The sequence below is a fragment of the Aquabacterium commune genome, assembly GCF_004362855.1.
In the GTDB taxonomy this organism is placed as follows: Bacteria; Pseudomonadota; Gammaproteobacteria; order Burkholderiales; family Burkholderiaceae_C; genus Aquabacterium; species Aquabacterium commune.
Genome location: NZ_SNXW01000006.1, coordinates 209201 through 231352, shown reverse-complemented (window position 1 = coordinate 231352; position 22152 = coordinate 209201). Strand labels below are relative to the sequence as shown.

Here is a 22152-nt window from a genome sequence, read left to right as displayed (position 1 = left end):
TTGTTCCTGGCTGAGCCGCCTGCGGCACCCACCCCGTGATCGTCCGTCCCCGCCCCAACTGGCTGCGCATGCTCTTCGTGCGGCGCGGCTCCCTGCTTTTGCAGATCCTGCCCCAGCTGCTGGTGATTTTCGCCATCTCGATCGGGGTGGTGATCTTCCATGGCGAGCTGCTCAACCGCAAGATCACGTTGACGGCCGTGCCGTTTTCGCTGGTGGGCGTGGCCCTGGCCATCTTCCTGGGCTTTCGCAACAGCGCCAGCTATGACCGCTACTGGGAAGCCCGCAAGCTCTGGGGCAAGCTGCTGACCGACGGGCGCAACGCGGCGCGGCAGTGGGTGTCGTTCACGCGCGAGGACCCGCGCGCCTTCGTGCAAGGCCTGGCCGCTTTCGTGCACGCCACCCGCCACCAGTTGCGCAACACCGACCCTTGGCCCGACCTGCAACGCCTGCTGCCGCCCGAGCTGCTGCCTCGGCTGGCCGAGCGGCGCACGCCAGCACTGCAGATCCTGATGTGGCTGGCCGAACGGCTGCGCGACACCCGCGAAGCCGGCCGCATCGACCCCATCCTCGCGGCAGAACTGGACCGCTCGCTCGGCGGCCTCAACGATGCCCTGGGCGGTTGCGAGCGCATCGCCTACACCCCCCTGCCCTTCACCTACTCGGTGATTTTGCACCGCACGGTCTATATCTACTGCCTGATGCTGCCCTTCGGCCTGCTCGACGCCATCGGCGTGATGACGCCCCTGATGGTGACCTTCGTGGCCTACACCTTCTTCGCCATCGAGGCCCTGAGCGACGAAATCGAAGAGCCCTTCGGCACCATGCCCAACGACCTGGCGCTCAACGCCATGGCCATCACCATCGAGGCTGCGCTGCTGGAGATGCTGGGCGAGCGCAACCTGCCGCCCAAGCCCCAGCCGGTGAACTGCTTCCTGGATTGAGGCACGCCACAGCGCAAGCAACGGGATGCGTCCGTCGCGGCGCCGCGCCACAGTGGGACACCCCCACCCCGCGGCCACACGCTGACAAGCCGCCGACAGGAAGCCTCCCATGCACGCACCCACGCACCTCGACATCGAACCCGCCATCCACTACTGGGGCACGCCCGTGGTGCTCGTTGGCACCCGCAACCCCGACGGCTCGGCCAACCTCGCGCCGATGTCGTCGGCCTGGTGGCTGGGTTGGAGCTGCATGCTGGGCCTGGACGCCAGCTCACAGACCACCGAGAACCTGCAACGCACAGGCCAGTGCGTGCTGAACCTCGCCGACGCCGGCATGGTGGCCGCGGTGGACCGGCTCGCCCTGCTGACCGGCTCGGCCGCAGTGCCCATCCACAAGCAGATGCTGGGTTATCGCCACGAGGCCGACAAATTCTCGGCGGCCGGACTGACTGCCCAGGCTGCCGTCGATGTGGACGCCCCGCGCGTGCGCGAATGCCAGGTGCAGCTGGAGGCCAGCGTGGTGGACATGCGCCCCTTCGCCGCCCAGGACCCGCGGATGCCCGTGGCGGCATGCATGGTGGAGTTGCGCCTGAGCCGCGTGCACGTGGCGCCCGAGCTGCTGCACCCCAGCGACAACCAGCGCATCGACCCCGACCGCTGGCATCCCTTGATCATGAGCTTTCGGCAGTTCCACACCGTGGGCCAGCGCCTGCAAGCCTCCCGGCTGGCAGAAACGCCCGAAGGCTTCTATGCACCGTGGCGCCGCGGCAAACGGCGCGCCGCTGCCGGCACCGCCGCCTGAAGCCCACGCCCGATCGGCTTGCCTCAGAAGGGCGCGTCGTCCCTGCCACGGGGCGCCTGGCTCGGCGTGCTGCTGCCATCGCCCAGGCCACTGGCCAACTCGGCCGCCTTGGCCGAAGCGGTGATGCGGGTGCGCTTGGGCGCCACCGGCTCGGCCTCGGGCTGAGGTGCGGCGGTGGCGGCTTTCAGCGCTTCCAGGGCGGCGTCGTGGGCATCGACATCGGCCGCAATGGCATCGGTCTGGGTGCCACGGGCGCTGCGACCGCCCCGGGGGGCTTCGCCCGAATCGCCCTCCGGCGCAGCCGCCGTCTCGGCGATCACGCGGGTGTAGGGCGCCAGGGTTTTGACCAGCTGGCCGTAGATGCGCGGCGAACCCGCCAAGATTTCACGCTGGTAAAGGAAGTCAGGCTCACCCGTGAAGTTGCCCACCAGGCCACCGGCTTCGGTGATCATCAGCGAGCCTGCGGCCACGTCCCAGGGGCTCAGGCCGGTCTCGAAGAAACCATCGAGGTAGCCCGCGGCCACGTAGCAGAGGTCCAGCGAGGCTGCACCCGGGCGACGCAGGCCGGCGCACTGCACCATGACCTCTTCGAACATCTTCATGTAGCGCTGGAAGTTGTCGCCCTTGCGGAAGGGGAAGCCCGTGCCGATGAGCGACTCCAGCATGCGCGTGCGCTTGGAGACGCGGATGCGGCGGTCGTTGAGGTAGGCGCCCTTGCCCTTCGAGGCGTAGAACAGGTCGTTGCGGGTCGGGTCATAGACCACGGCCTGCTGCACCTGACCGCGGTAGGCCAGCGCGATGGACACGGCGTACACGGGGAAGCCGTGGATGAAGTTGGTGGTGCCGTCCAGCGGATCGATGATCCAGACGTACTCGGAGTGCTTGGCACCCTGCGAGCGGCCCGACTCTTCGGCCAGGATGCCGTGGCCGGGGTAAGCCTCGAGGATGGTGTCGATGATCGCCTGCTCTGCTGCCTGGTCCACCTCGGTGACGAAGTCGTTGTGCGACTTGGCGGTCACTTGCAGCCGCTCGATGTCGAGCGATGCCCGGTTGATGATCGCCCCGGCTGCGCGTGCAGCTTTGATGGCGATGTTGAGCATGGGATGCAAGGCTTGGGACATGGTATGACCAGCAAAAAAATCGAACAACGTCGATGGAGCTCGTGGGCCGGTCGGAATGCGACGGCGAACGAGGAGGCGGGGGCGCAGCGGTGACCAAAGAACGGGGGGAGAATCGAGCATTCTATCGAACTGCGCCGTTTTTTGCACCCCCCTCTTTGGCGCTTTCCTTTGGCGCCCTGCCCCACAGCCCCTGCCCATGTCCACTGCTGCACAGCCTGACCCCACCCGCTTCGTCCTGATCGGCACCAGCCACCCCGGCAATGTGGGCGCCACCGCCCGCGCCATGAAGGTCATGGGCTTTTCGGAGCTGGTGCTGGTGCGCCCCCGTTTTGCCGACGTGCTGGTGCAGGAAGACACCGTGGCCATGGCCAGCGGCGCCGCCGACATCCTGGTGCGTGCGCGCACCGTGGACACCGTGGCCGAAGCGCTAGAGGGCGTCACCTACGCCATCGGCACGGCCATGACCCCGCGCGACTTCGGCCCGCCCACGATCACGCCGCGCGAAGGCTTGACCGCGCTGGCGCGCACCCATGCCGCGGCCGGACACAAGGTTGGTTTCGTGTTCGGCAGCGAACGCCACGGCATGGCCAACGAAGACGTGTACCGCTGCCACGCCGTCATCAGCATCCCCACCGACCCGAACTACGGCTCGCTGAACCTCTCGCAGGCCGTGCAGGTGCTGGCCTACGAGTGGCGCATGGCCCTCGGTGGCTTCCCCGTCACAGCGCGCACGCCCGATGCCGACCTGGCCAGTGGCGAGGCCGTGCAAGGCATGCTGACGCACCTGGAGCAGGCCCTGGTGCAACTGGGCTTCCTTGACCCGGCCGCGCCCAAGAAGCTCATGCCGCGCCTCAACCAGCTCTTCAACCGGGCCGAGTTGCGCCAGGAAGACATCCACATCCTGCGCGGCATCGCGAAAGCCATCCTGGAGCGCACCCCGCGCTGACCGTCGGGCTGCCACCCGGGCGCGCACGCCAAGCCTGGCGCCATCCCGGGTCTTTGCCCCAGGGCTACACTTCCTAGCCTCATTCGAAAAACGCACAAGCTCATTCATGCTGTTTGCCCGCCTGCGCGAAGACATCGCCTGCATCCTGGAGCGTGACCCCGCCGCCCGCACGGCCTGGGAGGTCCTGACCTGCTACCCCGGTCTCCACGCCCTGGCCATGCACCGCTGCGCGCACTGGTGCTGGACGCACGGCCTGAAGTGGCTGGGCCGCTGGGTGTCGCACTGGGCGCGCTTTTTCACGGGCATCGAAATCCACCCCGGCGCCCAAGTGGGCCACCGCGTCTTCATCGACCACGGCATGGGCGTGGTGGTGGGCGAAACCGCCGAGATCGGCGACGACTGCACCATCTACCAGGGCGTGACCCTGGGCGGCACCTCGCTGTCCAAAGGCGCCAAGCGCCACCCCACGCTCGGCAGGGGCGTGATCGTGGGCGCCAACGCGCAGGTGCTGGGCGGCTTCACCGTGGGCGATGGCGCGCGCGTGGGCTCCAACGCCGTCGTCACCAAACCCGTGCCGGCCAATGCCACGGCCGTGGGCAACCCGGCACGCATCATCGTGGCCAAGGCCCAGGTGCTGGACCCCAAGCAGGCCGAGCGCGAGGCCCTGGCTGCGCGCATGGGCTTCTCCGCATACGGTGTGACCGAGGGCGACGACCCGCTGTCGCAAGCGCTCAAAGGCCTGATCGACCACGCCTCGGGCCACGAACACCAGATCGCGCTGCTGTGGCAAGCGGTTGAAAAGCTCGCGGCCTGCGCGCAAAGCGAGCTGGGCCGCGACTGCATGCCCACCGACGCCCAGATCACCGAAGCCTTCAACGCCGACGAGCTCAACCGGCTGGTGAAGTGAGCCGCTGACCAAGCCCTTGGGTCCTCAGGCCAGCAGGTAGCCGCCGTCCACGTTCAGGCAGGTGCCCGTGGTGTAGCTGGCCGCGTCCGACGCCAGGTACAGCGCCGCGCCCGCCATCTCCGACGGATCGGCCACGCGGTTCATGGGCACGTGGGCCAGCACCGACTTCAGGATCATCTCGTTGCTGGTCAGCGCCGAGGCGAATTTCGTGTCGGTGGCACCCGGCAAGATGGCATTGACGCGCACCTTCTGCGTGGCGCACTCCTTGGCGAAGGCGTGCGTCATCGAGATCACGGCCGCCTTGGTGATGGAGTAGATGCCCTGGGCCATGCCCGGGATCACGCCATTGACCGAAGCGATGTTGACGATCGAGCCGCCGCCTTGCTTGGCCATCATCTTGGCGCCGCGGGCGCACATGAAAAAGTAGCCGCGGATGTTGACGTCCACCGTCTTCTGGAAGGCGCTCAGGTCGGTGTCGGTGATGTGGCCGAAGTAGGGGTTGGTGGCGGCGTTGTTGACCAGGATGTCGAGGCGGCCGAACTGCTGCGCGATGGCGGCAAACGTCGCGTCGATCTGATCGATCTCGCCGATGTGGCAAGCCAGCACCGAGGCCTTGCCACCGGCTGCGCGGATGGAGGCGGCCACGGCCTCGCAGGGCTCGGCCTTGCGGCTGGAGACGATGACGTGGGCGCCATGGGCGGCCAGCAGGCGGGCAATGGCCTCGCCGATGCCACGGCTGGAGCCGGTGACCAGGGCGACCTTGCCGGTCAGGTCGAAGGTGGCGGCGAGCGGGTTGGGGTTCGTCATGGCGATCAAAGGTGCAGAGGGTTCAAGGTGAGCGTCCAGGTCACAAGCTGGATTGCGCGATGATGCCCAGGCAGCGCTGCTCCAGGTAGCAGGCAAACGGGCCGAACTGCGCGAAGGCCGGGTTGCGTGCGTTGCCTTCCTTGAAGCGCTTGTAGATCTGCTGCGCGATGCCGGCCAGGCGGAACAGGCCATACACCGTGTAGAAGTCGAAATTGGCCACGCTGAAGCCGGTCTTCTCGGCGTAGTAGCGCACCACCTCGTCGCGGGTCAGCATGCCCGGCGCGTTGGTGGGCTGCCGGCGCGAGCCCTTCATGAACGGGTCGTCGTCGGCCTGGACCCAATAAGCCAGGGCGCTGCCCAGGTCCATCAAGGGGTCGCCCAGCGTGGCCATTTCCCAATCCAGCACGCCGATGATCTTCAGCGGGTCGTTCACGTCCAGCACGACATTGTCGAAGCGGAAGTCGTTGTGGATGAGGCGGATGGCCACTTCCTGCTGCGGCTGCTTTTCGGCCAGCCAGGCCATGACGGCCTCGAAATCCCCCACATCCTCGGTGCGGGCGGCGCGGTAGCGTTTGGTCCAGCCCTCCACCTGTCGGGCCACATAGCCTTCGCCCTTGCCCAGGGTGTCCAGCCCCGCCTTCGCCGGGTCGAGCTTGTGCAACTCGATGAGGGCGTCGAGCACGTTCAGGCACAGCTGGCGCGTCTTGGCCGCGTCCAGGCCCAGTTCCGGCGAGAGGTTCTGGCGCGGGATGTTGCCCACCAGACGCTCCATCACGTAGAAAGGCGCGCCGATGACGTCGGCGTCTTCGCAGATGGCGTGGATGACCGGCACCTGCGGGTACACCGGCTTGAGCTTTTGCATGATGACCGCCTCGCGCACCACGTCATGGGCCGATTTGGCGATGTGGCCGAACGGTGGGCGGCGCAGGATCAGGTCCACGTTGGCGTAACGCAGCAGGTAGGTCAGGTTGGACGCACCGCCGGGGAACTGTTGCAGCTCGGGCGTGCCTTCCACGTTCAAGCCCTTCGATTGCAGGTAGGCCGTGACCTGGGCCACGTCCACCTCTTCACCGGCTCGGACCTGGCCAGCCTGGTCCACCAGGGCATTGTTGCTGCTGTCGCTCATTCGCTGCGTCTCCTCGGCGACCGCCGCCACCGGGCACGCGGGTGCGCCGACACGACACGGTCAATGTGTGAATCGGAGCAGTGTAGGAAGCTGGCAGTGATGAATCAAATGAATTGTTTGAATCCGCACCCATTCGTTGCGCGGATGACCTGACGACAGCCGCCGGGCGCGTCGGGCGTCGTCAACCCTGGGGCGGGCGTTGCGCCGACTTCGGCCGGAAGGCCGCGCACACCTCGGGCACCGCCTCGATGTAGGGCCCGCCGATGAGGTCGATGCAGTAGGGCACCGCGGCAAAAATGCCCGGCACCACCGATTTGCCTTCGGCGTCGCGCAGGCCTTCCAGCGTCTCGGCGATGGACTTGGGCTGGCCCGGCAGGTTGAGGATGAGCGCCTTGCCCCGGATCACGGCCGTCTGCCGCGACAAAATGGCCGTGGGCACGAAGCGCAGGCTGATCTGGCGCATCTGCTCGCCAAAACCCGGCATTTCCTTGTCGGCGACGTCCAGCGTGGCTTCGGGCGTGACGTCGCGCGGCGAAGGGCCGGTGCCGCCGGTGGTCAGCACCAGATCACAGGCCTCGGCATCGACCAGCTCGCGCAGGGTCTGGGCGATCAGGGCGCGTTCGTCGGCGATCAGGCGCGGCACCCAGGTGATGGGGTTGCGCACCGCGCGGCCCAGCCAGTCCTGCAGCGCCGGCAGGCCCTTGTCCTCATAGACGCCCGTGCTGGCGCGGTCGCTGATGGACACCACGCCGATGCGGACGGGCTCCAACCCGGGGTTTGCGCCCATGGGTGTGCTCACGCGCCGTCCTCACGCTGCCCGTCGTCGGAGCCCGGGACATCGTCATCGCCAGGCTGAACCTCGTGGGCTTCCATGGCCTGCTTGATGTACTGGAACAGCTCGCGGTAGGCCCGGCCGCTGCGCTTTTCAGGCACCTCGGCCGCGTCCTTGCGGGCGCTGCGCACCAAGGCACGCAGCTGCTGCAGGTCGGCGCCCGGGAACGCCTCGGCCCAGCGGGTCAGCACATCCTTGTCGTCAGAGAGCAACTCCACGCGCCAGCGCTCGGCCTGGTGCAGCGCCAGCGCATTGCGGGCATGGCCCATCTGGAACTGTGCCGCGGCCTCGCGCAGGGGCTCGGCGTCCACCTCGCGCATCACCTTGCCGATGAATTGCAGCTGGCGGCGCTTGCCTTCGAAAGACTTGGTCTTCTTGTAGGCGTCCAGGGCGTCGCGCAGGCGCTCGGGCATGCCGATGTCGTCGAGGCGGTTGTCGGGCATCTCCAGCAGCTGTTTGCCCAGGGCTTGCAGCTCGTGGCTCTCGCGCTTGAGCGCACTTTTGCTGGGGCGGCTGTAGCCGCCTGCGGAGCCGCCGAAGTCTTCGTCGGCGTCGTCGGTGTCAAATTGGTTCGGATTCATGTCATCGCTATGATACGGGTGGCCCGCGCTTGCGGGTCGATGTCCGCCATCCTGACGCTCTTCCAGAAGCTCTTCCAGACGCACACATGCCCAAGACCAAAGCAGCCAACAAAGCAGCCCAAGCCGCGAACGCCACCCCTGCAGCGCCCTCGACCGGCTTTGCCTACAGCCGCGAACAGTTCCAGCAGATCATCGAGGACACGCTGGGCATGGCCCGAAAGCTGGGCGCGTCCGATGCCTCGGCCGAAGTGTCCGAGGGCGCGGGCTTGTCGGTGTCGGTGCGCAAGGGCAAGCTCGAAAACGTCGAGCGCAACCGCGACAAAACGGTGGGCATCACCGTGTACCTGGGCCAGCGCCGCGGCAACGCGACCACCTCGGACTTCTCCCGCGAGGCGCTGCAGCGCACCGTGCAGGCCGCCTACGACATCGCCCGCCACACGGCCGAGGACCCTGCCGCCGGCCTGCCCGATGCAGACGACCTCGCCCTGGGCAAGGCCGCCCGCCGCGACCTCGACCTCTTCCACCCCTGGGCCATCGATGCCGCAGGTGCGGCCGAGATCGCCCGCCGCTGCGAAGACGCGGCCATGGGCGTCGATGCGCGCATCACCAACTCCGAAGGCGCGGGCGTGTCGGCGCAGCAATCGCACTTCTGGGCGGCCAACAGCCGCGGCTTCCAGGGCGGCTATGCCAGTTCGCGCCACTCGCTGTCGGTCTCGCCGATCGCCGGCCGCGGTCGCGACATGCAGCGCGACTTCTGGTACACCTCCGAGCGCGATGCCCGCGACATGGCCAAGGCAGAAGTCGTGGGTCGCTACGCGGCCGAGCGGGCGCTGGCCCGCCTGAAGGCACGCCGCATCCCCACCTGCGAAGCGCCGGTGCTGTTCGAAAACACCCTGGCCGCCGGCCTGCTGGGCGCCTACGTGCAAGCCACCAGTGGCGGTGCGCTGTACAGGCGTGCCACCTTCCTGCTCGACAGCCTGGGCCAGCCCATCTTCCCCAAGCACATCGACATCGCCGAAGACCCGCACATCCTCAAGGGCAAGGGCAGCGCCCCCTTCGACGACGAAGGCGTGCTGACGCGCAAGCGCAAGATCGTCAAGAACGGCGTGGTGCAGACCTATTTCCTGTCGAGCTACTCGGCACGCAAGCTGGGCCTGAAGACGACCGGTCACGCGGGCGGCTCGCAAAACCTGGTGCTGACGCACAAGAAAACCGACAAGAAAGACAACCTCAAGGCCATGCTCAAGAAGCTGGGCACGGGCTTGTTCGTGACCGAACTCATGGGCCAGGGCGTCAACTACGTCACGGGCGACTACTCCCGCGGCGCGGCGGGTTACTGGGTCGAGAACGGCGTCATCCAGTACCCGGTGCAGGAAATCACCATCGCTGGTCACCTCGGCGAGATGTTCCAGCAGATCGTGGCTGTCGGCGCCGACGCCTACACCTACGGCAGCAAGACCATCGGCTCGGTGCTCATCGAGAAGATGAAGATCGCCGGCCAGGGCAGCTGATCTGCCAAGCCCGCACGGCATCGGTGCCTCACCCGCACCACACCTGCGGGTAAGCCCTGCTCAGATGGGGCTCTGACGGACGCACGGCGCTCCTAGAATTTTCGGGAGTCACAACCCGAGGAGACCCACCGCCATGCAACGTCGTGCCTTCATCAACCATGCCGGTCTTGCCGGCGTGCTGGCCGCAGGAGCCGCCCCCGCCATCGTCCATGCGCAGACGCAACTGCGCTGGCGCCTGGCCTCCAGTTTTCCCAAGTCGCTGGACACCATCTTCGGCGCGGCCGATGTCTTTGCCAAGAAGATCGGCGAGATGTCGGGCGGCAAGTTCCAGATCTCGGTGCATGCCGGCGGCGAACTGATGCCGCCCTTCGGCGTGGTGGACGGCGTGCAGAGCGGCACCGTCGAGATGGCCCACACGGCGCCCTACTACTTCGTCGGCAAGGACGAAACCTTCGCCATCGGTTGCACCATCCCCTTCGGCCTGAACTCCCGCCAGATGACGGCCTGGATGTACGAAGGCAATGGCCTCAAGCTGATGCGCGAGTTCTACGCCAGGTACAACATCATCAACTTCCCCGGCGGCAACACGGGCGCACAGATGGGCGGCTGGTACCGCAAGCCCATCAAGTCCCTGGCCGACATGAAGGGCCTGAAGATGCGCGTGGCGGGCTTTGCCGGCCGCGTCATGGAGCGCATGGGCGTGGTGCCGCAAAACCTGCCCGGTGGCGAGATTTACCAGGCGCTGGAGAAAGGCATCATCGACGCGGCCGAGTGGGTCGGCCCCTACGACGACCAGAAGCTGGGCTTTTACAAGGTCGCGCCCCACTACCATTTCCCCGGCTGGTGGGAAGGTGGCCCGCAGCTGGACTTCTTCATCAACCAGAAGGCTTACGACAGCCTGCCGGCCGAGTACAAGTCCATGGTGGAAGCTGCCGCGTCGCACGCCCACGCCGAGATGCAGGCACGCTACGACGCGCGCAACCCGTTGGCGCTCAAGCAGCTGGTGGCTGCCAAGACCGAGCTGGTGCAGTTCCCCAAGCCCGTGCTGGACGCCGCCTTCAAGCACGCCATGGACATCTACAGCGAGCTCAACGAGAAGAACCCGGCGTGGCGCAAGGTGTACGCAGACTACGCCAAGTTCCGTGCCGACCAGAACCTGTGGTTCCGCTTCACCGAGGCCACGTTCGACCGCTACATGCAGTCGGCCAAGCTCTGAGCGACGGCCGAGCCGCCTGATCCGCCCCGGGCGGGTGCGCATTCCGTGTTGGAAGTGCCACCCGCACGGGCCTCAGGGAATGCCCGCTCTCAAGTCGCAGCGTGGTCGGCCGAAGCAAGGTCATGGCGCGGGATGCCCCCGAGCCGCAACCGGCCGCTCACATGCCCCAACCTCATGCCACTTCGCGCACCCTGAGCCAGCACCAGGACTGGAGCCAGCCCGCCCTGACGCGCACCTGGCGCACCCTCAGCCTGATGGCCTGGTCAGGCGGGGCGCTCTGCGCTTTCTGGCACTGGCCTTTGCCCGCGGTCGGTCTGTGTTTGCTGGGCCTGTGGGCCCATGCCAAGCGCCAGGCTTGCCAGGGCTGAGGTTCAGCGTGCCTTCAGCGCGTCCTTGACGGCCTGGGCCGGGTCGCTGTCGCCCTGTGCCTCGGGTGCTGACGGCACCTCGACAGGCACCTCGGCAGGCACATCCTCCGGCGCACCGGTGTCATCGATCTTCATCTCGATGTGCACCTCGTCGGTGTTCACCACCGCCTCCTTGTCGAGCCAGTAGGTCACCGACTCCGGCCAGAAGATCACCATCGCCACCAGGCTCAGCTGCATCAGCACCCAGGGAATGGCCCCCAGGTAGATGTCCTTGGACTGGATGGGCTTGGCGATGGCCCCGCTCTTGTGGATCTGATCGGCCACGCCACGCAGGTAGAACAGCGCGAAGCCAAAGGGCGGGTGCATGAAGCTGGTCTGCATGTTCACGCACAGCAGCACGCCGAACCACACCAGGTCGATGCCCAGCTTCTGCGCCACCGGTGCCAGCAGCGGCACCACGATGAAAGCGATCTCGAAGAAATCGAGGAAGAAGGCCAGGAAAAAGACGAACAGGTTGACGACGATGAGGAAGCCCAAGGCGCCGCCCGGCAAATTGGTGAGCAGGTGCTCGATCCAGAGGTTGCCATCGACACCCTGGAAGACCAGCGAAAACACACTGGAGCCCAGCAGGATGAAGATCACCATGGCCGTGACGCGCATGGTCGAATCCATGGCCTGCCACACCAGCGACCAGCTCAGGCGCTTGTGCAAGGCGGCCAGCACCATGCCGCCGATGGCGCCCAGCGCGCCCGCTTCGGTCGGCGTGGCCAGCCCCATGAACAGCGTGCCCAGCACCAGGAAAATCAGCACGATGGAGGGCAGCATGCCCCACAGCACGCGCTTGAGCAGCGGCCAGCCGCGCACCGTGCGGGCCTCCTCCGGCAGCGGCGGCACCCATTGCGGGCGCAACAGCGCCACACCCAGCGTGAACAGCAGGAAGATGGCGGTCTGCAACAGAGAAGGGCCGATGGCGCCCAGGTACATGTCGCCCACCGAGCGCCCGAGCTGGTCGGCCAGCACCACCAGCACCAGCGAAGGCGGGATGAGCTGGGTGATCGTGCCCGAGGCAGCGATCACGCCGGTGGCGTAGCGCATGTCGTAGCCATAGCGCACCATGATGGGCAGCGAGATCACGCCCATGGCGATGACGCTGGCCGCCACCGTGCCCGTGATGGCGCCCAGGATGGCCCCCACAATGATGACGGCGAAACCCAGGCCGCCCGGCTTGCCACCGAACAGCTGGCCCGTGCCTTCCAGCAGGTCTTCGGCCAGGCCACAGCGCTCCAGGATGGCGCCCATGAAGGTGAAGAAGGGGATGGACAGCAACAGCTCGTTGGAGACGATGCCGAACAGGCGCAGGGGCAAATTGCCCATGAAGGCTTCGTTGAACAGCCCCTGCGACATGGCGTAGTAGCCAAAGCCCAGGCCCAGCCCACCCAGCGTGAAGGCCACCGGGAAGCCCAGCAACATGGCCAGCACCAGCGAGCCGAACATGATCGGCGCGAGGTTGGAGATCTCGGTCACTGCAGCGGCCTTTCGTAATGGATGTCCAGCTCGGTGCGGCCGCGCAGGAAGTCGATGCGACGCAAGAGCTCGGCCAGGCCTTGCAGGCCCAGCAGGGCGAACCCGATCGGCATGGCCGCCTTGATCGGCCAACGGATGAGGCCACCCGCGCTTGGCGAGTGCTCTTGCTGCAGGAAAGACTCGACCACGAAGGGCCAGGACAGCCAGGCGACGATGCCGCACAGCGGCAGCAGCACCACCAGGAGGCCGATCACGTCGATCCAGGCCTTGGTGCGCGGCGAGCGACCGCCATAAATCACGTCCACCCGCACGTGCTCATTGAGTTTGAGCAGCATGGGCGCACCGGCGAACACCGCGATGCCGAACAGGTACCACTGCACTTCCAGCCAGGCGTTGGAGCCGATGCCGAGGGTGTAGCGCAGCAGGGCATTGCCAGCGCTGATCATGCAGGCGGCGAACAAGGCGCAAGCAGCCAGCACGCCGAACCAGCGCGAGAGGGTGTCCACCCAGCGGATGAAGGTCTGCATGAGCTGCAGCGCCTCAGTCGGCGTCGCCCAGCGCGATCGCCTGGCGGTACAGGTTGGCCGAGCGCGCACCGCTGCGGCAGAACATCAGCAGCGGACGAGGCAGGGTCTGGAGCAACTCGGCGCAGCGCGAGATCTCCTCGGGCGTCTGCCCCCCGCCCTGCACCGGCAGGTGGGCGTACTGCAAGCCCGCAGCCTTGGCGGCGGCTTCCACCGCAGCACTGGTGGGCTGGTCGGGGCCGCCTTCCATGTCGGGGCGGTTGTTCAGCACGGCCTTGAAGCCTGCTTCGGCCGCCGCGGCCATGGCCTCCGGGGTCAACTGGGGGGCGACGTACACGTCTTCGGCAATGGCCTGGATCTGCACGGATTGGCTCATGGTGCGGTGCTTCGGTTCAAAAACGCCATCGTACGACGGCGAACTCAAGGTGCCAGTGCGGTTTTCACTGCCGCAGACACCAGGCCCATGTCGGCCTGGCCTGCCAGTCGCTGTTTGACCACACCCATGACCTTGCCCATGTCGCCGGGGCCCGAAGCGCCCAGCTCGACCACGATGGCCTTCACGGCCGCGTTCACCTCATCGGCGCTCAGGCGCTGCGGCAGGTAGGCCTCCAGCACGACGATTTCGGATTTTTCCTTGTCGGCCAGGTCCTGGCGCTGACCAGCTTCGTACTGCTGGGCGGCATCCTTGCGCTGCTTGATCAGCTTGTCCACGATGCCCACGATCATGGCGTCGTCCAGCGTGACGCGCTCATCGACTTCCTTTTGCTTCATCGCGGCCATCAGCATGCGGATGGTGCCCAGGCGCTCGGCGTCCTTGGCGCGCATGGCGGTCTTCATGTCGTCGGAGATGCGTTGTTGCAGGCTCATGGTGGGGTCCTTGTGCGGTGAAGGTGAAAAAGGCTCGCCAGAATGACAAAAACCCGCATGGGCGTCCCCGCGCGGGTCTGAGTGAGCAGGTCGTGCAGCAAAGGCTGCATCGACACCGTCAAGAAGCGTTCAGATCAAAAGATCAGTACAGCTTCTTGGGCAGCTGCATGCTGCGCACACGCTTGTAGTGGCGCTTGACGGCGGCAGCCTTTTTGCGCTTGCGCTCAGCGGTGGGCTTTTCGTAGAACTCGCGGGCGCGCAGGTCGGTCAGCAAGCCCAGCTTTTCGATGGTGCGCTTGAAACGGCGCAGAGCGACGTCGAAGGGTTCGTTTTCCTTGACACGGATGGTCGTCATCAGAGATTCGCTTTCAATGTGAATGCATTCATCGGGCTGGCGGCATGGCCTCTCGGCGCGCTGTGATTTACCGAACTCAAGCTGAATTCGACCATCCGGTGGGCCCACCGGACGAATTCGAGCCCTTCTACAGGCACCAACTCGATAGTGAATCCAACGCGCATCTCAAGAGGACTTCTTTGCAAACATGCAGCGAGCCCACCAATTAAGCCCGCGATTATATCCCGAAATTCACCGGGAAGCCACATTGCCGTGCGATGCCTTGTGCACGGGCCATTTTCGCTTGTTCGGCCTCCGCCGGCAAGGTCGGCAGGCAGACCCCAGCGGCAGCCGGGGATGTCGGCAAGTTGGCCAAGGCCTCGCGCAGGGGCAGCAGCACGAAGGCACGTTCGGCCATGCGCGGGTGCGGCAGGGTCAGCGTCGGGGTGGTCAGCAGCGCGTCACCGTGGCACAGCAGGTCGAGGTCCAGGGTGCGGGGGGCATTGCGGTAGGGGCGCTCGCGGCCTTGCGCCAGTTCCAGCGATTGCAGGGCGCGCAGCAATTCGTGCGGCCCCAGCGATGTGGCGACCACGGCGACCGCGTTGAGGTAGTTCGGGCCGCTGGCATCGACCGGTGCCGTGTTGTACACCGAGGACACGCTCACCACCCGGGTGCCGGGCAGCGTGTGCACCGCGCTCAGCGCAGCGACCATGCTGGCCAGCACGTCGCCCAGGTTGCCACCCAGTCCGATGCAGGCATGCCAGCGGGGCAGCGACCGCAGCGCATGGGCCTCGGTGGCCCATGGCGCCAGGGCTTGGGCGGCTTGGGTCAATCGGCCGTCCCGCCGGAGCCACCGCCAGCGGCAGCCCCCGAGCCTTCGCGGGCAGCGCCCTCGCCTGCCGGTTTGCGGCGGCGACGGCGGCGTTTGCGGGCGGGGGCGTCACCGCCGATGCCAGCTTCTCCGGCGGCGCCACCCGCGTCGTCTGCCGCGAAGTCGGCATCGCCGTCGTCGCTCGATGCGGTCGGGTTCGCGGCGTTGCCGCGGCTGCCTGCGGACGCCGAACGCCCACCGCCCCTGCGGCCGCCGCCCGCCGCGCCTTGCTGGCGGACTTCGTCGAGCATCTGGCGGCGCTCGGTGGCATCGGCCAGGGAGAAGCTCTCCCACCAGATCGCCAGGGAAGGCTCCACCTCGCCCACCTGGCCGCGCAGGCGCAGGAAGTCGAAGCCGGCACGGAAACGCGGTTGCTCGACCAGCGTGGCCGGGCCGTTGCCGGTGCGCCGCTCGAAGCGGGGCTGCATGGTCCAGATTTCGCGCATGTCGGTGGCCAGCTTGCCGCGCCCGGAGATGTCGCCGATGCGCGCGTCGAACACCGCGTCGGTGGCCGATTGCAGTGCCGGGAAGTTCGGCTCGCCCTGAGCCACGTTGCGCTCCCAGTGGGCCAGCACGTCGTGCCACAGCAGGCAGGCCAGCAGGAAGCTGGGCGCCACGGGCTTGCCTTCGGAGACGCGGCGGTCGGTGTCGGCCAGGGCCAGTTGCACGAACTGCTCGCGGCCCGGGTGGCGGCGCGCCTCGTCGAACACGGCGTCCAGGATGGGGAAGACGCCGCGGTCCAGGCCCTGCTTGCGCAACTGCTCGATGGACGCACGCGCGTGGCCCGTCTGCAGCAGCTTGATCATTTCGTCGAACAGGCGCGACTGCGGCACATTGCTCAGCAGCTCGGACATCTCCTGCACGGGCTCGCGCGTTTTCGGCTCGATCTCGAAACCCAGCTTGGCCGCGAAACGCACGACACGCACGATGCGCACCGGGTCCTCGCGGTAGCGCGTTTCGGGGTGGCCGATCATGCGCAGCAAGCGCTTTTTCGCATCGCCAATGCCGCCGTGGTAGTCCACGACGACCTCCGTGCGGGGGTCGTAGTACATCGCGTTGATGGTGAAGTCGCGGCGCGCGGCGTCCTGGTCCTGCGGGCCCCAGACGTTGTCGCGCAGCACGCGGCCGCTGGCGTCCACCACGTGGGACTTGTCGGCCAGCTCCTTGCGCGAGGTTTTCTCGTTGCCCGCGACCTGCTCGGCCGCATCGGCGTCGAGGTAGGCGCGGAAGGTCGAGACCTCGATCACCTCGTGCTCGCGGCCACGGCCATACACCACGTGGACGATGCGGAAGCGCCGACCGATGATGAAGGCGCGGCGGAACAGGCCCTTGACCTGCTCAGGGGTGGCGTTGGTGGCCACGTCGAAATCCTTGGGGCGGTGCCCGAGGATGAGGTCGCGCACAGCGCCGCCGACGATGTAGGCCTCGTAGCCGGCGTCCTGCAGCGTCTCGACGACCTTGCGGGCGCGCTCATCGACCAGCTTGGGGTCGATGCCGTGCTCGGAGGCCGGCACGTCCACGCGCTTGCCCACGGGGATGCGCGGCGGCTTGCCAGATTTGGGCGCGGCGGGCGCGTGGCCGGGCGCATGCGCGGCGTGGGGGGCGTGGGGGGCGTGGGCCGTGCGCTTGGCAGCGGCCGGCTTGCCGAGGATCTTGTGAATCAGGCTTTTGATCATGCAAACAGTCGAAGGATGCGCCAGCCCCGTTCCTGGGCCACGGCTTCCAGCTCGGCGCTGGGGTTGGTGGCCACCGGGTGGGTGGCTTTCTCCAGCAAAGGCAGGTCGTTGGGGGAGTCGCTGTAAAAGCTCACGCGCTCGAACTGGCCCAGGTGGCGACCCTGGTCAGCCAGCCATTGTTCCACACGTGTGATCTTGCCGTCGCGGAAAGATGGCACCCCGTCGATGCGGCCCGTCACGCGGCCTTGCGCGTCGCGCACCAGGCGCACGGCGATGAGGTCGTCCACGTTGAAGGCCTGCGCGATGGGGCGGGTCACGAATTCGTTGGTGGCCGTGACGATGGCGAGCAGGTCGCCCTGGGCGCGGTGCTGCTCGACCAGCTCGATGGCCTGGGGCTGCATGGCCGGCAGGATCACCGCCTCCATGAAGGCCTGTTGCAGCGCCTTCTGGGCCTGCTCGTCCATTTGTCGCCACACGCTGGTGGAGAAGGCGATGTAGTCGTCCAGCACCAGCGTGCCTTCGCGGTACTGCTGGTAAAAGTTGTCGTTGCGGCGGCGGTAGTCCTCACCATCGACCAGGCCCTGGCGGATGATGAACTCGCCGAACTCATGGTCGGAGTCCAGCGGCAGCAGGGTGTGATCGAGGTCGAAGAGCGCGAGGTTCTGGGGTGCGGTCATGGCGGGAGGTTTCAAGCCGGCTCTGCAGCCAGCATTTCCTTGATCAAGGGCACGGTGACGACCCGGTGGGCCGACAGGGCGTAGCGGTCCAGGCGGTCGAGCATGCCCATCAGGGAGCCCAAATCGCGCTGGTGGCGGGTCAGCAGGTGCGCCAGCACATCTTCGCTCAAGGCCATGCCGCGGCGCTCGGCCTCCTGTTGCAGGGCGTGGCGCAAGCCGGCTTCGTCCAGCGGCTGCAGCGCGAAACTCAGGCCCCAGCCCAGCCGGGTGCGCAGGTCGTCGCGCACGGGCAGGTCCACCGAGGGCACCTGAGCGGCGGCGAAAATGAACAGCGGCGGCGCCTCGGCAGAGGCCGCAGCGGCCGACTCGATGAAGAGCTTGAAGGCCAGGTGCTGGGCCTCGGCGTCAAGGCGCTCGCAGTCGTCGATGAGCGCGAGGGTGGGCGACTCGGGCTGGGCGCCATCCCACATCTGGCAGGTTTGGGCATTGAGCCAGACCACGCCAAAGCCCAGGGCCAGCGCGCGCTCGATCATGGCCCTGAGCAAATGGGTTTTGCCCACGCCGGACGGCCCCCACAGGTAGAGCGGCGACAAGGGCCCGTCGTGGGCCGGCCACGCCCGCAGCCAGGACAGCGCCTCGGCGTTCGCGCCGGGCAGGAAGGCATCGAGGTCGGGCACAGCTTCGTGGCCGAGGTCCAGCAGGAGCTGGCGCATGGCCGGGGTGCGCGACGTCATGGGCACACCCTCACACCGAGGTGAAAAACGTGCTGTCGCGGTAGTGCTTCAGCAGATGGCGACCCAGCACGGTCACGCAGGCGGCGCAAGGCAACGCGATCAGGATGCCCCAGAAGCCCAGCCACTGCCCGAACAGCATCAGGGCCAGGATGACGCCCAGCGGATGCAGGCCGATGCGCTCGCCCACCAGGCGCGGCGTGAGCACAAAGCTCTCGATGACCTGTCCGATGCCATAGACCAGGGCCACGGACACCAAGGGGTAGGACACACCCGCCGCGCCGAACTGCAGCAGCCCGGCGAGCAAGGCCAACAACAGGCCGATGCCAAAACCGAGGTAAGGGATGCACACGGCCAGCCCGGTGAACACGCCGATCGGCAAGGCCAGGCGGAAGCCCGCCAGGCTCAAACCCACGCTGTAATAGACCGCCAGGATCAGCATCACCAGCAACTGCCCGCGCAGGTACTGACCCATCAAGGCGTCCATCTCGTCGCGCAGGGCATGCACATGGACGCGCCAGCGCGGCGGCAGCAGCGCATCGGCCTGGCCCATCAGCCGCGCCCAATCCAGCAGCCAGTAAAACGCCAGCATGGGCACCAGCAGGGCCAGGCCGGCCAACGCCATCAGGCCGCTGCCCCCCGCCAGGACGGATTTCCACAGCGCACCACCCCAGTCTGCGGCATGGCTTTGCAAAAGGTCGGCCAGTTCGGCCTTGATTTCATCGACGCTGGTCGGCGGCTCCAGGCCGTACTGCTGCAAGGTGGGCACCACGCCCTTCCACAGCGACACCAGCAGGTCGGGCAACTGCGCACGCACCATGGGCACCAGCTGCGAGACGATGGGCACGAGCAGCACCAGCAACACCGACACCAGCAGGAGCAACACGGTCAGGCACAGGCCGACGGCCAGTGGGAGCGGCACGCGGGCACGCACCAGGCGCGCCACGGCCGGCTCCAGCACGTAGGCCAGTACCAGGCTGATCACGAAGGGCAAGAGCACAGCCGCATGCCACCAGACCGCAGCGGTGGCCAGGGCGGCCAGGAGCCAGGGCAGGAGGGAACGCGGAGCGCGGGGGGGTGTCGCTGTCATGTCAGCCGCATTTTACGGGCCTTGGGCCGCCCGCCGTCGGCACGTCGGCCCAGCCAGGGTCCGGACAGGATGCGTCAGTTGGCGCCGTACACCGCCCGGCGCGCCGTGTCCAGCTGCCCCTCCAGCCAGACCTGGTCCCGCTGGGACTCGGGCCGCGACTGGTACTCCAGCACGATGGCGGCCTCGCGGCGCTTGTACTCGGCCTGCTGGGCGGCCTCGCGGGATTGCTGCGCGGCATCGGGCTGCGGGGCGGCACTGGCCAGCACGGCCTGGACTTCCTCCAGGCGCACCTTGCGCTTGTCCTCGTTGGGCTCCAGGTCGGTCCACAGGGCCGAGGCCAGCATCAAGGCCTCGCCCATGGTCACCTCGCCCTGGCGCAAGCGCTCCGGCAGTTGGTCCACCAGGGAGGCGGCCAGTTGCTGGCGGCGCGCCATGTCGCTGGACTCGCGCAGGCTCTGCCACTGCTCAAAGCCCTTCTGGAAGCGCAGGTAGGCCACCACGCGCTTGAGCTCGGCCTCGGGCTTGGCCGTCTGGGCCATGGCGCTTTTGAGCGCCGCCCAGTCTTGCGGCGAGAAATCAGACGGGCGGCCATCGGGCAAGACCGTCGGTGCGACCAGGGCGGCCACCGAAGCACCGGGCCCGAACTGCACGCCCGAGGCAGCGCCCTCACCCGCCCCCACCCGCAAGCCCTGCCCGGAGGCTGCGCCCTGCTCGCGCGCATCGGCATCAGGGCGAGGCGACCACCACAGCCCGGCCAGCAGCAAGGCGATCAGGCCCAGGCCAGCCGCCCACCAGGCGCGGCGCCCGGAGGATGAGGAACGATCGGTGGTGATCATGCGGGCGAAATCATGTTGAACATTCATCAGGATGCGGCGATTGTCATCGCGAGCCAGCCCGGCCACCGTGGGGCAAACCCCGCTTCCCCCGCCCACATCCCCCACCCGAGGAACAGCCTGCGCCACGCTGCCACCGCGAGCCACTACACTGCGCGCACTTCCCAGCCATGTCTGTGACCGCATGAACCTGTCTGAATTCGACCCCCGCGCCGTGCTCGCCCTGGGCACGCTGGCCGCCTACCTCATCGGCTCCTTGTCGTTTGCCGTGATCGTCAGCCGCTTGTTCGGCCTGGCCGATCCGCGCAGCTATGGTTCGGGCAACCCCGGCGCCACCAATGTGCTGCGCTCCGGCAACAAGGGTGCGGCCGTGCTGACGCTGCTGTTCGATGCGCTCAAGGGCTATGTGCCCGTGGCCATCGCGCAAAGCTGGGGGCTGGACGCCCTCACGGTGACGGCCATCGGCCTGGGAGCGTTCATCGGTCACCTCTGGCCGGTGTTCTTCAAGTTCGAAGGCGGCAAGGGGGTGGCCACGGCCGCTGGCGTGCTGTTCGGTTTTGCGCCAGCCCTGGGTGGCCTGGTGCTGCTGGTGTGGCTGGGCATGGCGGTGGTGTTCCGCTATTCCTCGCTGGCCGCGCTGTCGGCTGCGCTGTCGGCACCGCTGATCCAGTGCCTCGGGTGGGGCTGGGGCCCTGCCACGGTGGGTTGTGGGGTGATGAGCGCCCTGCTCATCTGGCGCCACGCGGCCAACATCCGCAAGCTCCTGGCCGGCCAGGAAAGCAAGCTCGGGCAGAAGGCCTGAGGCCCCCATGACGAACTGGGCCTCCCTGCGCAGTCTGGCCATCGTTGTGCTGCTGGTGTGGGGCGGCAGTCAGGCCTTGTCATGGTGGCAGGACCGCCGCTTCGCCGAGGCCGTGCGCCTGGGCAGCCAGCAACACGAACTCGTCGTCTTCAGCACGGACACCTGCCCTTACTGCGCCCGTGCCCGCACCTGGCTGAACGCACAGGACGTGCGCTGGCGCGAATGCCATGTCGAGCACGATGCCGCTTGCCAGGAGGCCTACCAGGCCCAGGGTGCGCCGGGCGTGCCGCTGGTGCGGGTGGGGTCGGCAGAGTCAGGCGCTGGCGTGCTGTGGAACCTGGGCTTCAGCCCGGCCTGGGTGGCGTCGGCCATGGCCAAGCTCGATGCCCAGCAGCCTGCTACTCAAGGACCGGCTCAACGACCTGCTCACAGGCCCAGCGCAGACACCTCGCCGCGTCCCTGACGCAGCACTTGTGCACCGCCACCGCTGAGGTCGATCACGGTGGTGGGCTCCAGCGAGCAGGGGCCTGCATCGACCACCGCCTGGACGCGCTTTTGCAGCACCTCGCGGATGGTGTGGGCGTCGTTCAGCGCCTCGTCGTGGTCCGGCAAGATCAGTGTGGTGGCCAGCAGCGGCTGCCCCATCACCTCCAGCAGCGCCTGGGTGACGCGGTGGTCCGGCACACGCAGGCCGATGGTGCGGCGCGAGGGGTGCGAGACGCGGCGCGGCACTTCCTTGGTCGCTTCCAGGATGAAGGTGTACGGCCCCGGCGTGCCCAGCTTGAGCAGGCGGTACTGCTGGTTGTCAACCCGGGCGTAGCTGGCCAGCTCGGAGAGGTCGCGGCACAGCAGCGTGAGGTGGTGGCGCTCATCGACACCGCGGATGCGGCGCAGGGCATCGACCGCGGCCTTGTCGTCCAGGTGGCAGACCAGGGCGTAGCTGGAATCGGTCGGCACGGCCACCACACCGCCCTTGTGGAGGAGGTCGGCGGCTTGTTTGAGCAGCCTCACCTGGGGCTGCTCGGGGTGCACTTCGAAATACTGGGCCATGGGTGGGAAGCAGGA

Annotated in this window: 26 protein-coding genes; 9 read left to right on the top strand and 17 right to left on the bottom strand. The window is 67.5% G+C overall.

Annotation, left to right across the window (positions count from 1 at the left end; genetic code table 11):
• Positions 1-35 precede the first annotated feature (35 nt).
• The gene (locus EV672_RS11980) at positions 36-941 is read left to right on the top strand and encodes a bestrophin family protein (RefSeq protein WP_133609481.1); all 906 of its coding nucleotides are present in this window, start codon (positions 36-38) and stop codon (positions 939-941) included.
• Positions 942-1050: 109 nt separating this feature from the next.
• A complete protein-coding gene (locus EV672_RS11975) occupies positions 1051-1743 on the top strand; it encodes a flavin reductase family protein (protein WP_133609479.1) in 693 nt (230 codons plus the stop codon).
• A gap of 23 nt (positions 1744-1766) precedes the next feature.
• On the opposite strand, the gene EV672_RS11970 is transcribed toward EV672_RS11975, so the two are convergent.
• Positions 1767-2864, bottom strand: coding sequence for an inositol monophosphatase family protein (locus EV672_RS11970; RefSeq protein WP_133609477.1), 1098 nt, complete (start codon positions 2862-2864; stop codon positions 1767-1769).
• Between the two features lie 196 nt (positions 2865-3060).
• Between EV672_RS11970 and EV672_RS11965 the strand changes: the two genes are divergently transcribed.
• Together EV672_RS11965 and cysE are read left to right on the top strand one after the other, a co-directional pair.
• A complete protein-coding gene (locus EV672_RS11965) occupies positions 3061-3810 on the top strand; it encodes an RNA methyltransferase (protein WP_133609475.1) in 750 nt (249 codons plus the stop codon).
• A 109-nt stretch (positions 3811-3919) separates the two neighbouring features.
• Positions 3920-4717, top strand: coding sequence for a serine O-acetyltransferase (cysE, locus tag EV672_RS11960; protein ID WP_133609619.1), 798 nt, complete (start codon positions 3920-3922; stop codon positions 4715-4717).
• A 24-nt stretch (positions 4718-4741) separates the two neighbouring features.
• Here the strand turns inward: cysE and EV672_RS11955 are convergent, their stop codons facing one another.
• The 4 genes from EV672_RS11955 to yjgA all read right to left on the bottom strand — a co-directional run bounded on the left by EV672_RS11955 (position 4742) and on the right by yjgA (position 8063).
• Entirely contained in the window at positions 4742-5524 is a 783-nt protein-coding gene (locus EV672_RS11955; protein ID WP_133609473.1) for an SDR family oxidoreductase, read from the bottom strand.
• A gap of 40 nt (positions 5525-5564) precedes the next feature.
• Positions 5565-6650: a phosphotransferase family protein gene (locus EV672_RS11950; protein ID WP_133609471.1), complete on the bottom strand. Its 1086-nt coding sequence runs from the start codon at positions 6648-6650 to the stop codon at positions 5565-5567.
• Positions 6651-6831: 181 nt separating this feature from the next.
• Positions 6832-7437 (bottom strand): molybdopterin adenylyltransferase, encoded by a 606-nt coding sequence (mog, locus tag EV672_RS11945; RefSeq protein ID WP_133609469.1) that lies wholly within the window; start codon positions 7435-7437, stop codon positions 6832-6834.
• Positions 7438-7445: 8 nt separating this feature from the next.
• A complete protein-coding gene (gene yjgA / locus EV672_RS11940) occupies positions 7446-8063 on the bottom strand; it encodes a ribosome biogenesis factor YjgA (RefSeq protein ID WP_133609467.1) in 618 nt (205 codons plus the stop codon).
• 86 nt (positions 8064-8149) lie between these two features.
• Between yjgA and pmbA the strand changes: the two genes are divergently transcribed.
• The 3 genes from pmbA (at position 8150) to EV672_RS11925 (ending at position 11158) form a co-directional block, all read left to right on the top strand.
• Positions 8150-9574 (top strand): metalloprotease PmbA, encoded by a 1425-nt coding sequence (gene pmbA / locus EV672_RS11935; RefSeq protein WP_133609465.1) that lies wholly within the window; start codon positions 8150-8152, stop codon positions 9572-9574.
• A gap of 133 nt (positions 9575-9707) precedes the next feature.
• The gene (locus tag EV672_RS11930; RefSeq protein WP_133609463.1) at positions 9708-10790 is read left to right on the top strand and encodes a TRAP transporter substrate-binding protein; all 1083 of its coding nucleotides are present in this window, start codon (positions 9708-9710) and stop codon (positions 10788-10790) included.
• 161 nt (positions 10791-10951) lie between these two features.
• Positions 10952-11158, top strand: a complete 207-nt coding sequence (locus EV672_RS11925; RefSeq protein WP_133609461.1) for a hypothetical protein — start codon at positions 10952-10954, stop codon at positions 11156-11158.
• A gap of 3 nt (positions 11159-11161) precedes the next feature.
• Here EV672_RS11925 and EV672_RS11920 read toward each other — a convergent pair whose 3' ends face one another.
• The 11 genes from EV672_RS11920 to EV672_RS11870 all read right to left on the bottom strand — a co-directional run bounded on the left by EV672_RS11920 (position 11162) and on the right by EV672_RS11870 (position 20288).
• Entirely contained in the window at positions 11162-12652 is a 1491-nt protein-coding gene (locus tag EV672_RS11920; RefSeq protein WP_133609617.1) for a TRAP transporter large permease, read from the bottom strand.
• Between the two features lie 26 nt (positions 12653-12678).
• Positions 12679-13209: a TRAP transporter small permease subunit gene (locus tag EV672_RS11915; protein ID WP_133609459.1), complete on the bottom strand. Its 531-nt coding sequence runs from the start codon at positions 13207-13209 to the stop codon at positions 12679-12681.
• Positions 13210-13222: 13 nt separating this feature from the next.
• Positions 13223-13582, bottom strand: a complete 360-nt coding sequence (locus tag EV672_RS11910) for a protein tyrosine phosphatase family protein (RefSeq protein ID WP_133609457.1) — start codon at positions 13580-13582, stop codon at positions 13223-13225.
• Positions 13583-13626: 44 nt separating this feature from the next.
• The gene (locus EV672_RS11905) at positions 13627-14073 is read right to left on the bottom strand and encodes a GatB/YqeY domain-containing protein (RefSeq protein ID WP_133609455.1); all 447 of its coding nucleotides are present in this window, start codon (positions 14071-14073) and stop codon (positions 13627-13629) included.
• Between the two features lie 142 nt (positions 14074-14215).
• A complete protein-coding gene (gene rpsU / locus EV672_RS11900) occupies positions 14216-14428 on the bottom strand; it encodes a 30S ribosomal protein S21 (RefSeq protein WP_007833691.1) in 213 nt (70 codons plus the stop codon).
• Positions 14429-14645: 217 nt separating this feature from the next.
• Positions 14646-15218 (bottom strand): 2-amino-4-hydroxy-6-hydroxymethyldihydropteridine diphosphokinase, encoded by a 573-nt coding sequence (gene folK, locus EV672_RS11895; RefSeq protein ID WP_424923153.1) that lies wholly within the window; start codon positions 15216-15218, stop codon positions 14646-14648.
• A 17-nt stretch (positions 15219-15235) separates the two neighbouring features.
• Complete coding sequence (gene pcnB / locus EV672_RS11890; RefSeq protein WP_133609453.1) at positions 15236-16954, bottom strand: polynucleotide adenylyltransferase PcnB; 1719 nt, start codon at positions 16952-16954, stop codon at positions 15236-15238.
• Positions 16951-17631 carry a histidinol-phosphatase gene (locus EV672_RS11885; RefSeq protein WP_133609451.1) on the bottom strand — a complete coding sequence of 227 codons (681 nt, stop codon included), beginning with the start codon at positions 17629-17631 and terminating at the stop codon, positions 16951-16953. The genes pcnB and EV672_RS11885 overlap by 4 nt, the downstream gene beginning before the upstream one ends.
• A gap of 11 nt (positions 17632-17642) precedes the next feature.
• Entirely contained in the window at positions 17643-18365 is a 723-nt protein-coding gene (gene hda / locus EV672_RS11880) for a DnaA regulatory inactivator Hda (RefSeq protein WP_243738653.1), read from the bottom strand.
• Positions 18366-18375: 10 nt separating this feature from the next.
• Positions 18376-19452, bottom strand: coding sequence for an AI-2E family transporter (locus EV672_RS11875; RefSeq protein WP_133609449.1), 1077 nt, complete (start codon positions 19450-19452; stop codon positions 18376-18378).
• 74 nt (positions 19453-19526) lie between these two features.
• Positions 19527-20288: a hypothetical protein gene (locus tag EV672_RS11870; protein ID WP_133609447.1), complete on the bottom strand. Its 762-nt coding sequence runs from the start codon at positions 20286-20288 to the stop codon at positions 19527-19529.
• 181 nt (positions 20289-20469) lie between these two features.
• On the opposite strand from EV672_RS11870, the gene plsY reads away from it, so the two are divergent.
• Together plsY and EV672_RS11860 are read left to right on the top strand one after the other, a co-directional pair.
• A complete protein-coding gene (plsY, locus tag EV672_RS11865; RefSeq protein WP_133609445.1) occupies positions 20470-21087 on the top strand; it encodes a glycerol-3-phosphate 1-O-acyltransferase PlsY in 618 nt (205 codons plus the stop codon).
• 7 nt (positions 21088-21094) lie between these two features.
• Positions 21095-21550, top strand: a complete 456-nt coding sequence (locus tag EV672_RS11860; RefSeq protein WP_133609443.1) for a glutaredoxin family protein — start codon at positions 21095-21097, stop codon at positions 21548-21550.
• On the opposite strand, the gene EV672_RS11855 is transcribed toward EV672_RS11860, so the two are convergent.
• The gene (locus EV672_RS11855; protein ID WP_133609441.1) at positions 21514-22137 is read right to left on the bottom strand and encodes an L-threonylcarbamoyladenylate synthase; all 624 of its coding nucleotides are present in this window, start codon (positions 22135-22137) and stop codon (positions 21514-21516) included. The genes EV672_RS11860 and EV672_RS11855 overlap by 37 nt on opposite strands.
• Positions 22138-22152: the final 15 nt, after the last annotated feature.

Excerpts from the sequence above, each read along its gene's own strand:
- EV672_RS11930 (WP_133609463.1), top strand. The coding sequence starts at position 9,708 with ATGCAACGTCGTGCCTTCATCAACCATGCCGGTCTTGCCGGCGTGCTG.
- EV672_RS11875 (WP_133609449.1), bottom strand. The coding sequence starts at position 19,452 with ATGACAGCGACACCCCCCCGCGCTCCGCGTTCCCTCCTGCCCTGGCTC.
- mog (WP_133609469.1), bottom strand. The coding sequence starts at position 7,437 with ATGGGCGCAAACCCCGGGTTGGAGCCCGTCCGCATCGGCGTGGTGTCC.
- EV672_RS11855 (WP_133609441.1), bottom strand. The coding sequence starts at position 22,137 with ATGGCCCAGTATTTCGAAGTGCACCCCGAGCAGCCCCAGGTGAGGCTG.
- EV672_RS11860 (WP_133609443.1), top strand. The coding sequence starts at position 21,095 with ATGACGAACTGGGCCTCCCTGCGCAGTCTGGCCATCGTTGTGCTGCTG.
- EV672_RS11915 (WP_133609459.1), bottom strand. The coding sequence starts at position 13,209 with ATGCAGACCTTCATCCGCTGGGTGGACACCCTCTCGCGCTGGTTCGGC.
- EV672_RS11910 (WP_133609457.1), bottom strand. The coding sequence starts at position 13,582 with ATGAGCCAATCCGTGCAGATCCAGGCCATTGCCGAAGACGTGTACGTC.
- EV672_RS11950 (WP_133609471.1), bottom strand. The coding sequence starts at position 6,650 with ATGAGCGACAGCAGCAACAATGCCCTGGTGGACCAGGCTGGCCAGGTC.
- EV672_RS11920 (WP_133609617.1), bottom strand. The coding sequence starts at position 12,652 with ATGTTCGGCTCGCTGGTGCTGGCCATGTTGCTGGGCTTCCCGGTGGCC.
- pcnB (WP_133609453.1), bottom strand. The coding sequence starts at position 16,954 with ATGATCAAAAGCCTGATTCACAAGATCCTCGGCAAGCCGGCCGCTGCC.
- hda (WP_243738653.1), bottom strand. The coding sequence starts at position 18,365 with ATGACGTCGCGCACCCCGGCCATGCGCCAGCTCCTGCTGGACCTCGGC.
- EV672_RS11975 (WP_133609479.1), top strand. The coding sequence starts at position 1,051 with ATGCACGCACCCACGCACCTCGACATCGAACCCGCCATCCACTACTGG.
- yjgA (WP_133609467.1), bottom strand. The coding sequence starts at position 8,063 with ATGAATCCGAACCAATTTGACACCGACGACGCCGACGAAGACTTCGGC.
- EV672_RS11870 (WP_133609447.1), bottom strand. The coding sequence starts at position 20,288 with ATGATCACCACCGATCGTTCCTCATCCTCCGGGCGCCGCGCCTGGTGG.
- pmbA (WP_133609465.1), top strand. The coding sequence starts at position 8,150 with ATGCCCAAGACCAAAGCAGCCAACAAAGCAGCCCAAGCCGCGAACGCC.
- plsY (WP_133609445.1), top strand. The coding sequence starts at position 20,470 with ATGAACCTGTCTGAATTCGACCCCCGCGCCGTGCTCGCCCTGGGCACG.
- EV672_RS11905 (WP_133609455.1), bottom strand. The coding sequence starts at position 14,073 with ATGAGCCTGCAACAACGCATCTCCGACGACATGAAGACCGCCATGCGC.
- EV672_RS11925 (WP_133609461.1), top strand. The coding sequence starts at position 10,952 with ATGCCCCAACCTCATGCCACTTCGCGCACCCTGAGCCAGCACCAGGAC.
- EV672_RS11965 (WP_133609475.1), top strand. The coding sequence starts at position 3,061 with ATGTCCACTGCTGCACAGCCTGACCCCACCCGCTTCGTCCTGATCGGC.
- EV672_RS11970 (WP_133609477.1), bottom strand. The coding sequence starts at position 2,864 with ATGTCCCAAGCCTTGCATCCCATGCTCAACATCGCCATCAAAGCTGCA.
- EV672_RS11955 (WP_133609473.1), bottom strand. The coding sequence starts at position 5,524 with ATGACGAACCCCAACCCGCTCGCCGCCACCTTCGACCTGACCGGCAAG.
- EV672_RS11885 (WP_133609451.1), bottom strand. The coding sequence starts at position 17,631 with ATGACCGCACCCCAGAACCTCGCGCTCTTCGACCTCGATCACACCCTG.
- rpsU (WP_007833691.1), bottom strand. The coding sequence starts at position 14,428 with ATGACGACCATCCGTGTCAAGGAAAACGAACCCTTCGACGTCGCTCTG.